At 70.5% G+C, this 10,747-nt stretch carries 11 protein-coding genes and 1 riboswitch; of the genes, 6 read left to right on the forward strand and 5 right to left on the reverse strand.

Going from position 1 to position 10,747, the window contains the following annotated elements:
* Nucleotides 1–503, reverse strand: a 503-nt coding sequence (locus ACFVW8_RS35900; protein ID WP_389697637.1) for a TerD family protein, incomplete at its 3' end; no start/stop codon positions are given.
* Between the two features lie 213 nt (nucleotides 504–716).
* Between ACFVW8_RS35900 and ACFVW8_RS35905 the strand changes: the two genes are divergently transcribed.
* Both ACFVW8_RS35905 and ACFVW8_RS35910 read left to right on the forward strand, forming a co-directional pair.
* Entirely contained in the window at nucleotides 717–1,148 is a 432-nt protein-coding gene (locus ACFVW8_RS35905) for a BlaI/MecI/CopY family transcriptional regulator (protein WP_389697639.1), read from the forward strand.
* Between the two features lie 3 nt (nucleotides 1,149–1,151).
* Nucleotides 1,152–2,096 carry a M56 family metallopeptidase gene (locus ACFVW8_RS35910; RefSeq protein WP_389697641.1) on the forward strand — a complete coding sequence of 315 codons (945 nt, stop codon included), beginning with the start codon at nucleotides 1,152–1,154 and terminating at the stop codon, nucleotides 2,094–2,096.
* Between the two features lie 8 nt (nucleotides 2,097–2,104).
* On the opposite strand, the gene ACFVW8_RS35915 is transcribed toward ACFVW8_RS35910, so the two are convergent.
* The 3 genes from ACFVW8_RS35915 to ACFVW8_RS35925 all read right to left on the reverse strand — a co-directional run bounded on the left by ACFVW8_RS35915 (nucleotide 2,105) and on the right by ACFVW8_RS35925 (nucleotide 6,330).
* A complete protein-coding gene (locus tag ACFVW8_RS35915) occupies nucleotides 2,105–3,322 on the reverse strand; it encodes an acyltransferase family protein (protein WP_389697643.1) in 1,218 nt (405 codons plus the stop codon).
* Between the two features lie 106 nt (nucleotides 3,323–3,428).
* Complete coding sequence (locus ACFVW8_RS35920) at nucleotides 3,429–4,058, reverse strand: TetR/AcrR family transcriptional regulator (RefSeq protein ID WP_389697645.1); 630 nt, start codon at nucleotides 4,056–4,058, stop codon at nucleotides 3,429–3,431.
* A 61-nt stretch (nucleotides 4,059–4,119) separates the two neighbouring features.
* Nucleotides 4,120–6,330 (reverse strand): HelD family protein, encoded by a 2,211-nt coding sequence (locus ACFVW8_RS35925; protein WP_389697655.1) that lies wholly within the window; start codon nucleotides 6,328–6,330, stop codon nucleotides 4,120–4,122.
* Nucleotides 6,331–6,534: 204 nt separating this feature from the next.
* On the opposite strand from ACFVW8_RS35925, the gene ACFVW8_RS35930 reads away from it, so the two are divergent.
* Both ACFVW8_RS35930 and ACFVW8_RS35935 read left to right on the forward strand, forming a co-directional pair.
* Nucleotides 6,535–7,107 carry a GNAT family N-acetyltransferase gene (locus ACFVW8_RS35930; RefSeq protein WP_389697647.1) on the forward strand — a complete coding sequence of 191 codons (573 nt, stop codon included), beginning with the start codon at nucleotides 6,535–6,537 and terminating at the stop codon, nucleotides 7,105–7,107.
* Nucleotides 7,108–7,162: 55 nt separating this feature from the next.
* Nucleotides 7,163–7,705 (forward strand): FABP family protein, encoded by a 543-nt coding sequence (locus ACFVW8_RS35935; protein ID WP_389697649.1) that lies wholly within the window; start codon nucleotides 7,163–7,165, stop codon nucleotides 7,703–7,705.
* 107 nt (nucleotides 7,706–7,812) lie between these two features.
* Here ACFVW8_RS35935 and ACFVW8_RS35940 read toward each other — a convergent pair whose 3' ends face one another.
* Nucleotides 7,813–8,628, reverse strand: a complete 816-nt coding sequence (locus tag ACFVW8_RS35940; RefSeq protein WP_389697651.1) for an alpha/beta fold hydrolase — start codon at nucleotides 8,626–8,628, stop codon at nucleotides 7,813–7,815.
* 140 nt (nucleotides 8,629–8,768) lie between these two features.
* Here ACFVW8_RS35940 and ACFVW8_RS35945 point away from each other — a divergent pair, with 140 nt between their 5' ends.
* Both ACFVW8_RS35945 and ACFVW8_RS35950 read left to right on the forward strand, forming a co-directional pair.
* The gene (locus ACFVW8_RS35945; protein WP_389697657.1) at nucleotides 8,769–9,227 is read left to right on the forward strand and encodes a MarR family transcriptional regulator; all 459 of its coding nucleotides are present in this window, start codon (nucleotides 8,769–8,771) and stop codon (nucleotides 9,225–9,227) included.
* Between the two features lie 363 nt (nucleotides 9,228–9,590).
* Nucleotides 9,591–9,778, forward strand: a riboswitch (cyclic di-AMP (ydaO/yuaA leader).
* 3 nt (nucleotides 9,779–9,781) lie between these two features.
* Nucleotides 9,782–10,687, forward strand: a complete 906-nt coding sequence (locus ACFVW8_RS35950; RefSeq protein WP_389697653.1) for a transglycosylase SLT domain-containing protein — start codon at nucleotides 9,782–9,784, stop codon at nucleotides 10,685–10,687.
* The last annotated feature ends 60 nt before the right edge of the window (nucleotides 10,688–10,747 follow it).

Here is a 10,747-nt window from a genome sequence, read left to right on the forward strand (position 1 = left end):
TTCCACTCGGCGCCGTTGCGGTACAGCTCGCCGAAGACCATGGCGGTCTCGGTGGAGGCGTCCTCGCTCAGGTCGTAGCGCGCGAGCTCGCTGTTGTCGGCCTGGTTGACCACCCGGATGTAGGCGTTGCGCACCTGTCCGAAGCTGTGGCCCCGTCCCTCCGCGTCGTGGATCGAGACGGGAAAGACGACCTTGGCGACATCGGCAGGGACGGAGGCGAGGTCGACCTTCACGATCTCGTCGTCGCCCTCGCCCTCTCCGGTGAGGTTGTCGCCGGTGTGCTCGACCGAACCGTCGGGGCTCTTGAGGTTGTTGTAGAAGACGAAGTGCTCGTTGGAACCGACCTTCCCGGACTCGTCGCACAGCAGGGCGCTGGCGTCCAGGTCGTAGTCCGAGCCGGTGGTGGTGCGGACGTCCCAGCCGAGTCCGACGAGGACCGCGGTCAGTCCGGGTGCCTCCTTGGTCAGCGAGACGTTTCCGCCCTTGGCGAGGCTCACACCCATGGCTCTCTCCCTCTACGCAGCGTCGCGCCCACGCGTGACCGTGCGGGCGCCGAGTGACATCAACTGAAATCTACAGCACTGTAGAGTTTGTGTGTGCGGGTGCGGTCCCCGCCTCCGCCGGGCTGATGGGACGCCCGGGCGGCTGGGTACGATGCCCCGGCGCCCGGCGGTGGAACGAGCGGATCCGGGCCGTCGTACGAAAGGGGCCGCATCGTGGGCGGAGAGAAGGACGGCCGGCCGGGAGCGCCGCGTGCCCGCCGGCGCGGGCAGGGTGAACTGGAGACCCAGGTGTTGACCGTGCTGGGCGGGGCGAGCGAGCCCGTCACCGCGGCATGGGTCCAGGAGCGCCTCGACGGCGGCCTGTCGTACAGCACCGTCATCACGATCCTGACCCGGCTGCTCGACAAGCAGGCGGTCACCCGCACGGGTTCGGGCCGCCCGGTCCTGTGGCAGTCGACGGCGAACGGGGCCGGTCTCACCGCCTTCCGGATGCGCCGGCTCCTCGATCAGCGGGACGACCGGGACGCCGTGCTGTCCAGCTTCGTCTCCGCCCTGTCGCCGGACGACGAGGATCTGCTGCGGTCGCTGCTCGGCGAGAACGGCCCCGGCCACGCCGGCCCGCCCGCGGACGAATCGGGGAGCTGACCGATGGGCGTCTTCGTCTATCTGCCGCTGGTCCTGCCTCTCACCGCGCTGCCCATCGCGCGCCTGGCGGAGCAGCACCTGCACCCGCGAAGCGCCGCCCGTCTGCTCGCGACCCTCGCCGTGATCCTCGCGTCGTGCAGCACCTTGTGCCTCGGCCTGCTGGTGGTGGTCGGCACCGCCCAGCTGCCCGGCAATCCGCTCCCTGACGGCTGGTCCGACGACGAGGTCAGGGACGCCGTCCCGCAGGACAGGATCGCCGGCGAGACGGCCGTCGCCGCGCTCACGGCCGTGGCCGTGGCCTGCGCGTCCGCCGTGTGGCGCCACTACCGCTTCCGTTCCCGCGCGCACCGGGCACTGGCGGCGCTGTCGACGACGGCCGAGGTCGCCGTGCTGCCCGACCATGTGCCGTACGCCTACGCCCTACCGGGCTCACCCGGCAGGATCATGGTCTCCTCCGCCATGCTCGGCTGTCTGACGGAGGCCGAGCAGGGAGCACTCCTCGCGCACGAGCGGGCCCATCTCGCCGGCCGCCACCACCGTCTGCTGCTCGCCGTACAGCTGGCCGGCTGCGCGAACCCGCTGCTGCGGCCGTTGCGTTCAGCCATCACGTACAGCACGGAGCGCTGGGCCGACGAGGAGGCGGCCGCCGACACCGGGGACCGGCGGCTCACGGCACAGGCCGTCGGCAAGGCGGCGATCATCTCCCACCGGGCTGCCACCGGAACCGTTGCGGCCTTCGCCGCGGCCGGGCCCGTTCCGCGGCGGGTCGCCGCGCTGCTCGGTCCGCTCCCGCCGGAACGCGGCTGGCCTCCGGTACTCACCCCGACGGGCGTCGCGGCCTTCGTCGCCGCGGCGGGAACGGCGCTGTCCACCCTGTCCTCCCTGAACGCGGTCTTCGCGCTCTTCGTGGCAGTGGAGGCGGCGGCGACACCGCTGCAGGAGTCGTGAGCCCCGGTTCACAGGACCCGGCGGAAGCCCGGCAGCCGCCGCAGAACGCCGCCGGCGGCGAAGCTGATCAGCACCCCGCCGGCCGCGACGAGCGAGAAGGCCCCGAGCGCCGGCAGACCGTGGCCCGCGAGGGCGAACTGCAGGGCCACCACGACCGGCACGTGCATCACGTACACCGCGAAGGAGTCGCCGGCCAGTGACCGGGTGAACCGGTTGCTCCATCGGGCCTTCTCCCGGAAGAGGATCAGGAGCCCGGTGCACAGGGCGACACAGAGCAGGCTCTCGAAGGCGGACCACAGCAGCGACGCCCCGTTGGCCCCGCCGGGCCCGAAGAAGGAGGCATCGGCGCCGACGGCGAACAGCAGACCGGCACCGATGAGCCCGGCCGTCAGCCAGGTCCGCCCGACGCTTGCGGGGAGCCGGTCGAGCCAGTCGCCGCGACGGGCGAGTATCCCGAGAACGAAGAACGCGGCGTACTGCGGCACCCGGGCCGGTTCGACCTGGATGAGGTCGAGGAACGGTACCCAGGTGTCGAGCGGATAGCGCAGCCGGACCAGGAACGTGGCTCCCGTGAGCACCACGACGAGAGCCGCGAGCGCGGCGTGCCCCGGCGCCCGGCGCCGGGGCCGGACGCCCCGGTCGGTGGTGCGCCGGTGCGCGAGCCGGGCGGCCAGGCGGCACACCGCGTACAACAGGCTGTAGACGAGCAGGTTCTGGATGAACCAGAGGTGCCCGAACTGCAGGTCGGGCCAGGACGGCCCGCTCCAGTCGGCGGGTTTCTCGCCCGAACCCAGGTACACATCGGTGAAGTACCGGGAGACGGAGATGTCCGGGTATCCGCGGAAGTGCACGTAGTAGGAGTACATGAGTGCCGGTACGAGGGTCAGCGCGCCGACCAGAACGGGGACGCCGAGCCGGAGCAGCCGGCCGCGGACGAAGGGCCATCCGCCGCGCCGGTCGTAGGAAGTCGGCACGAAGTAGGCGGAGATGAAGAAGAACAGGCTCATGAAGAAGGTGCCGTCGAGCGCGGAGAACGTGGCCAGGGCGCCGGAGCGGGGCCCGCCCTCCACGTACCACCAGTCGGCCGGGCCGTAGGCCTGGGCGGCGTGGTGGGCGACCACGAGGACGACCAGCGCGACGCGGAGGCTGTCCAGCCAGTCGAGGCGGGCGCGTCCGGCGGGTTCGGTGAGGGCCGGTGGGGAGCCGGCGTCGAGGCGTGTGTTCATGTGTTCACTATCCTCAACACGTGTACACCATCACATCGGGGTGAACCCTGAGAAGGTGTCAGGGCCCCCGGAGATGAGCAGCCGCCCTCCGGGTGAGAGACAGCCCTCAGCCGGCCGGACCGGCCTCGTCCGGCCCGCCGCCGAAAAGGCCGTGCTGCAGCAACTGCTGATTTGCCGCGCTGCGTTGGGCCAGCACCAGGGGTGCAAACATCGGCCGGCCGAGATTGGGCTGCATCACCCGTTCGAGAAGCAGCGGCCCCAGAACGAGGCAGAGGATCTGGAACGGCGCCCAGGGCTGCGCGCCGGAGTCCGTCCGGGCACCCCCTTCCGCCGCGAGCCGCTCCAGTTCGCCCTGCGCGCCCCGCAGCAGCCGGGCGAAGAGGTCCGCGCTCGCCGCGCTGTCCTCCAGCAGGACCTGGCGGAGGTAACCCCGCAGCACGGGATCGGCGCCGAACAGCTGCGCCGAGACATCCCCCAGCGAAGCCATCAGATCACCGGACTGCGACTCGACCCCGGCGAGAGCCTCCCCGATCCGGCCCATCACCTCCTCGTCCACCGCGGCCCGCAGCCCCTGCTTGGAGCCGAAGTGCCGGGTGACGAGGGCCGGCGACAGCCCCGCCGCCGCCGCGACCGCCCGCGTCGAGGTGGCCTCGAAGCCCCGCTCGGCGAAGAGCTCCAGCGCACACCGCCGCAGCCGCGCCCGCCCCGTCAGGTCCTCATGAGCCACGTTCTCCATCCCCGGAGGCTAACCGAGCCGGTGCGCCGACGGCCGACGGGCGCCGGGGCCCCGGGCGCTGTCAGAGCAGGGACTCGGGCAGCTTCTCCCGGTGGATGATGCCCAGGCGCTGCGTGGCCCGGGTGAGCGCCACGTACAGGTCGCTGGTCCCGTAGCGGCCGGGCTCCACGACCAGCACATGGTCGAACTCCAGCCCCTTGGCCTGTCGCGGCGCGAGCAGCACCACCGGATGCGTCAGATCGGGCTCGGCGCCGGCCGTGACCCCGTCCAGCGGGGCCGCGATCTCCTCGTGGAGCGCCGCCGGAGCGATCACCGCGAGGCGTCCTTCTCCGGGAGTCAGTTCCGAGACCGCCTGTGCCACCGCGCCCGCCAGGTCCTCCCCGGCGTCCCGCGTCCACGGCACCTCACCGGTGGACCGCACCGAGCCCGGCGGCTCGAAGGAAGGGTCTTCGGCCCGTACGACCCTGGCCGCCAGCTCCATGATCTCGGCGGGCGTGCGGTAGTTGACCTTGAGCGTGACATGTTCGAAGCGGTCGCCCACGTACGGCTCCAGGATCTTCTTCCACGAGCCGACACCCGCCTCCTCGGAGGTCTGGGCGGGGTCGCCGACCAGCGTCAGCGAGCGGGTCGGCGAACGGCGCATCAGCAGCCGCCACGTCATCGGGGACAGCTCCTGCGCCTCGTCGACGATGATGTGCCCGAACGCCCAGGTCCGGTCGGCGGCGGCGCGCTCCGCGGCACTGCGCTGATCGGTCTCCTCCTGCCGTTCCGCCATCCGTTCGGCGTCGATGATGTCGTGCGCGGCGAGCATCTCGGACTCCTCGTCCTCGAACTCGTACGACTCCGAGCCCCTCGACAGCTCCAGAACGCCCTGTGCGTACGCGATCCGCTCCTGGCGCTCGGCCTCGGCGGCCGCCCGCTCGGCGCTGTCGTCCACCCCGAGGAGCTCCGCGGCCTCGTCGAGCAGCGGCACGTCGGCAGGGGTCCACGTCTCTTCGCCGGGCTTGCGCCGGATTGCTTCGGCGTCCTCGTCCGGCACGTACACGGGCGCGGCCAGATAGTCGGCGAGGAACCCTTCCGGGGTGAGAGGCGGCCACAGTTCGTCGACGGCGGCGTGCACCTCCTTGCTGAGGGCGACGTTCCTGCCGAGCTGGGCGATGTCGTCCGGGCCGAGGAAATTGGGTCCGCCGTACGGGTCGGCGCCGATGCGCTCGGTGAGCTGGGAGGTGAGGGCGTCGATGATCCGGAACGCGAAGTGCGGGCGGGCGAGATTGTGCGGCAGCCGGGTGTCGCGGGCCGCCTGCCTGGCCTCGTAGGCGATCTCCCAGTCGAGGACGAGATCGCCGTCGTCGTGCCGGACGATCAGCGGGGCGCCGGGCTCGGGCAGCTGCTGCCGGTCCCGGACGGCGAGGGCGAGCGCCTCCGCCATTGCTTCCCCGCCCTTGACGGCGGCGGCGCGGCTCGTGTCCGTGCCGTTCGCGCGGACCCCGGGGAAGAGCTCGGCCTGTGTGGCGAGCAGCACCCCCGTCTCGCCGAGCCCGGGCAGCACCTCGCCGATGTACCGCAGGAAGGCGGGGTTGGGGCCCACGATCAGGACGGCCCGCTTGGCAAGCAGCTCCCGGTGCTCGTACAGCAGGAACGCCGCGCGGTGCAGCGCCACCGCGGTCTTGCCGGTGCCGGGACCACCCTCGACGACGAGCACGCCGCGGTGCGGGGCGCGGATGATGCGGTCCTGCTCAGCCTGGATCGTCCGCACGATGTCGCCCATGCGGCCGGTGCGGGCGGAGTTCACGGCGGCGAGCAGCACGGCGTCGCCGCTCGGGTCCTCGAAGCCGGTGCGCTCCCGGTCCCCGAGGTCGAGGATCTCGTCGTGCAGCTCGGTGACGCGGCGCCCCTCGGTGGTGATGTGCCGGCGCCGGCGCAGCCCCATGGTCGTATGGCCGGTGGCGAGATAGAAGGGGCGGGCCACCGGTGCGCGCCAGTCGATCAGCAGAGGCGTGTGTGCGGTGTCGTCCTCACGGATTCCGATACGGCCGATATGGTGCGCCGTGCCGTTGGAGAGATCGATGCGGCCGAAACACAGCGAGCCTTCCACGGCATTCAGGGCGGCCAGCAGACCTGAGCGTTCGGAGACGAGCACATCGCGTTCGAGACGGGCCTGCAGACCGGTCCCGACCGGCGTCAGCGCGTCCTGGACGTGCTGGGCGGCGACTCCGCGCAGCGCATCGACACGGTTGTGGAGCCGGTCGATGAATTCCTGCTCCTTCTGCAATTCGGAGCTTTCCCGAGTTGACAAAATGGCTCCCTGCCGGATATGGTCTTTCTTAGCGGCCCCCGTTGAGGGGCCTTTTCTGTGGGCGCACAGAAGCATTCAATGTACTCGGGACAAACCCCGGTCCGCAATTGCGGACCGGGGTTTTCTCGTGCGGTCGGTGCGCCCGCAGGGGATTACGGGACAGCCCTTAGGCTGCCGGTCATGAACACGGCCTCCACCCGCGGCGAGACCCCCGAACCCGTCATCCTGGACGCGGCCCAGCTAACATCCGATCCGGCACTCGGGACCCGGTTCGCGACGGCGGCCCATGGGATCCTGGCCGGGCTCGTCCGCGACGGCGCCGCACTGGGCTGGGTCGATCCTCCATCGCACGACGAGGTGGCGGAACTCCTCGGCCATGTACTCTCCGCCGCACAGTCGGGTGATGCCTCCCTGCGTGCCGCATATCTGGACGGCCGCCCGGCCGGGCTCGGGTACTGGCTCCGATACGCGCGGCCCACCCATCGTCCGCACGCCGATCTCGAAAAGATCGCGGTGGCCGCCTCCGCCCACGGCCGGGGCATCGGCAGGGCACTGACCGCCGCGCTGATCGCCGACGCCCGGCGGGCGGGGATCGAAGTCCTCACACTGGACGCCCGCGGCGACAACAACGGCGCCCTGCACCTCTACCGGTCGCTGGGCTTCGCCGAGTACGGGCGCCTGCCCGGGTTCGTCGCCGTCGGCGAACGCCGCTACGACAAGGTCCTGTGCATGCTGGACCTCCGCCAGGGGTGACGGGACAGCCCTTAGGCTGCCATCCGGCACCGGCCCCGACCCAGGAGCGCGCACGATGTTCGATCCCGCCCGCAACCACCCCTACCCCGACGCGTTCCGACCGGACGCATCACCGGCCCCGCACGCGCTGCTCGCACCACTGGCCGGGTTTCTGGGTACCTGGACCGGGCGGGGGAGCGGGGAATACCCGACGCTCGCCGAGGAGTTCAGGTACGCGCAGGAAGTCACCTTCAGCCACGACGGGCGGCCCTTCCTCCACTACGAGGCACGCGCCTGGCTGCTCGACGCGCAGGGGGCCCCGCTGCGGCCGTCGGCCAGGGAGAGCGGCTGGTGGCGGATGCAGCCGGACGGGCACGTGGAGGCGCTGATCACCCAGCCGACCGGTGTGGCGGAGATCCTGACGGGCCGTGCGGCCGACGGCTCGGCCGACCTGGCCACTCATCAGGTTGCCCTCGCTCCCACCGCGAAAGAGGTCAGTGCCACCCGCCGCCGCTACACCCTGACGGACGCCGGCACGCTCGAATTCGTCCATGATCTTGCGGCAGTCGGCCTGCCTCTTCAGCACCACCTCTCGGCGCAGCTTCGGCGCGAGGGCTGAAGCCGGGTCCGAGTTGAGGAAGCGGCCCGGGGCGCGGAGCCGGTGGAGTGCCGGTTCCGCGCCGGCGCCGCGAGTTGGGCCACTGCCCACGCCGGCGCAGCCGGCGCTCACGCTCCGGTCAGGACGTCCCGCAGCCGGGCTGCGTACGCCCGGGGATGCGTGGTGTTGCCGTTGTGCCCGCCGGGGAACGCGAGGACTTCGCGGCCGACCAGTCCGGCGAGACTCTGTGCGCACTGTCCGACGAAGACCGAAGGCGCAGTGGTGCTGCCACCGGCGGGCACGATGCGTACGGGGCTCGACCGCAGTGCCTCCGTATCGAGTTCGGCTTCGATGACGGCGGTGAAGTCGCGGCCGATGAAGAACTCGAAGTTGGCGTGACGGCGCGGAGTCAGTGGCATGGGGGTGAGGCCGGGCTCCGTCTCCTGGTGCGCGGGATCGATGCCGAGCACTCTGGCGATCTCCGGGAAGGCCGATTTCAGTCCGCCGTCGCGGTAGACCTCCTGAAGGTGTGCCAGTTCGGCGGTGTGGCGCCTGCGCTGCGCTGCGGGCAGCAGCGACGGTGCCACCGGGTCGTGCGCCACGAGCAGGCCGAGCTGTTCGGGATGGGCGATTGCGAGGTGCAGGCCGATGGCGGCGCCCATGCTGCACCCGAGCATCAGGGCGGGCTCGTCGGTCAGTTCGGCCAGCAGCCGGTGCACGTCGTCCGCGTGCTGCGCCATGGTGACTCGGCGCCCGGGAGTGTGGAGGGCGCTGCGCGAGAGGCCCCGGCGGTCGTAGGTGACCACGGTCCAGCGGTCCACGAGCCGGTCCACCAGGTCGGTGCTGCGATCGGCATCGCCCTCGCCGCTCTGGGAGACGAGCAGCAGTGGGCCGTCGCCGCGGACGGTGTAGTGGAGCGTGGCGCCGTCGGTGTCGAGCAACATCTGGTTCTCCCGGTCGGTGGAGTGGGCGGCGCCGTGAACGTCCCCCGGTGCTCCATACCGTAGAGCATCTATTTAGATGCATCAATAGAGATGCATCAATAAGGATGGAATCGGCTAGCATGCGGACCATGAGCTCCTCCATGACGCCTGTTCAGCTGTTCCTCCTGGGGCGGACCCTCATGAAGATCGGGGAGGAGGCGCTTCCCGAGCCGCCCGCATCCGCCGGCGGGCAACGGGTCGGCACCCGGGCCGCCCTCGTCGTGCTGAGTGATGTCCTCGGCCATCCCGACACCTCCGTGAGCGGGATCGTCACGCGCACGGGCCTGCCCCAGAGCCAGGTCTCGGGCGCGGTGGCAGGACTGAAGGAGGCGGGCTCGGTCGTGACGGCGCCCGACCCGGCGGACGGCAGGCGGCAGCTGATCCGCAGGGCGGCCGGAATCTCGAAGCGGGTGGCCGAGGTCAGGGCCGCGCCGATCGACGGAGCCCTGAGCGCCGCACTGGGCACCGATGACCCGCAGCAGCTGCTCGCGGTCACCGAGGCGCTCGACGTGCTGGCCCGGCATCTCACGCCGGAGGCCGTCGGTCGTCTGCGGCCCTGAGCGGCCGCGGGGGTGCCCCGGCGAGCGAGTGCGGGTGGTCGGCGGGGCGCATCGACGGCCGAGAAATGTCCCAATTGGGGGATTAGGTTCAATCGCCAGTAATGCTCACTCATGGGCCTTTTAATCTGGCCCAAAGATCAACAATCTCGGGTAAATCACCCCTTTCGGGCGCAGTGGTCAGCATCACTTTGCCGGCACCGGACGCGTGGTGCGTGGCCTCGGTTCCCTGTTGCGCCAAGAAAGTTGACTTCCTCCGCGACGTCCCGTCGTGAGCATTTCCTTTAATTGATCTTGCGAATCAATAGGGATCCGGAATTCCGGGCTTGTTTCGTCCGGTGTTTCTCGCTTACGGTCGCCGTCAATCCGGATGGAACGCCGAATCCTGCCGCCGTCCGGGAACCCGACCACTCACGTATGGCAGGAGCGGGGGACCCAGGTTTGCCGCCGGTCCGGTATCCGGAGCGGCTAGGGGTGAAGTCGCCATCACGTGCGGCCGGACATCTCCAGTCCGAACCCGACAGCTCACCTCGCAGGCGGCGGAGAGGAAATTCGTCATGCCCATCATGGGTAAGCACCGTCGTTCCAAGTCCACCTCCCTGACCCGCGGTTTCATCGCCGTGAGCACGGGTGGAGTCGTCCTCGCGCTCCCGCTGATCGGGGCCGGATCGGCTTCTGCCGCACCGTCACACCCGACCGTCGCGGAAAAGGCGGCGGCCCCGACTTCCGTTGCCGCCAAGGAAATTGCCGTGCGCAAGGCGGAGTCCACCGTCTATTCCGTGGTCTCCGGTGATTCGCTTTACAAGATCGCTCAGGGGCATTCCCTCGGCGGCGGCTGGGAGCGGCTCTACAAGGACAACCGGAGTGCGGTCGGAACGAACCCCGACCTCATTCACCCGGGCCTCAAGCTGACCATCGGTGCCAAGTCCGCGGCAGTCGCGCCCAAGGCGTCCACGACGGCTGATTCGAAGGCCGGGACGACTCAGGCGAAGCCCGCTGTCGAGTCCAAGTCCGCGACCGACACCTCGCAGTCGTCCGACCGGGCCGAGGGAGCCGACCGCGCCGACCGTTCGGTGCGGACCGCCACGACCGTCGCCGAGAAGACCGCGGACACCGCTCCCGCTCAGGCCGCGACGTCGTACACCGACGACCTCGACGGCTGGATCAAGGAGTCGCTGGACGTGATGGCCAAGAACGGCATCCCCGGCAGCTACGACGGCATCTACCGCAACATCATCCGCGAGTCCTCCGGCAACCCGCAGATCGTCAACAACTGGGACTCGAACGCTGTCGCCGGTACGCCGTCGAAGGGCCTCCTCCAGGTCATCCAGCCGACCTTCGAGGCCTACCACGTGCCCGGCACGTCGATGGACATCCTCGACCCCGTCGCCAACATCACCGCCGCGTGCAACTACGCCGCGGCCACGTACGGCTCGATGGACAACGTGTTCGGGGCCTACTGACATCCTTCCGACTCCGCCTTCGGGAGGAGCCGGGAGCAGGGGTGGGACGGAGCCGAGAGG

The sequence above is a fragment of the Streptomyces sp. NPDC058221 genome, from assembly GCF_042882365.1.
GTDB lineage: Bacteria > Actinomycetota > Actinomycetes > Streptomycetales > Streptomycetaceae > Streptomyces.

Coding starts and splice junctions, on each gene's coding strand:
- ACFVW8_RS35910 (WP_389697641.1), top strand. CDS start 1,152: ATGGGCGTCTTCGTCTATCTGCCGCTGGTCCTGCCTCTCACCGCGCTG.
- ACFVW8_RS35915 (WP_389697643.1), bottom strand. CDS start 3,322: ATGAACACACGCCTCGACGCCGGCTCCCCACCGGCCCTCACCGAACCC.
- ACFVW8_RS35920 (WP_389697645.1), bottom strand. CDS start 4,058: ATGGAGAACGTGGCTCATGAGGACCTGACGGGGCGGGCGCGGCTGCGG.
- ACFVW8_RS35930 (WP_389697647.1), top strand. CDS start 6,535: ATGAACACGGCCTCCACCCGCGGCGAGACCCCCGAACCCGTCATCCTG.
- ACFVW8_RS35935 (WP_389697649.1), top strand. CDS start 7,163: ATGTTCGATCCCGCCCGCAACCACCCCTACCCCGACGCGTTCCGACCG.
- ACFVW8_RS35940 (WP_389697651.1), bottom strand. CDS start 8,628: ATGTTGCTCGACACCGACGGCGCCACGCTCCACTACACCGTCCGCGGC.
- ACFVW8_RS35945 (WP_389697657.1), top strand. CDS start 8,769: ATGACGCCTGTTCAGCTGTTCCTCCTGGGGCGGACCCTCATGAAGATC.
- ACFVW8_RS35950 (WP_389697653.1), top strand. CDS start 9,782: ATGCCCATCATGGGTAAGCACCGTCGTTCCAAGTCCACCTCCCTGACC.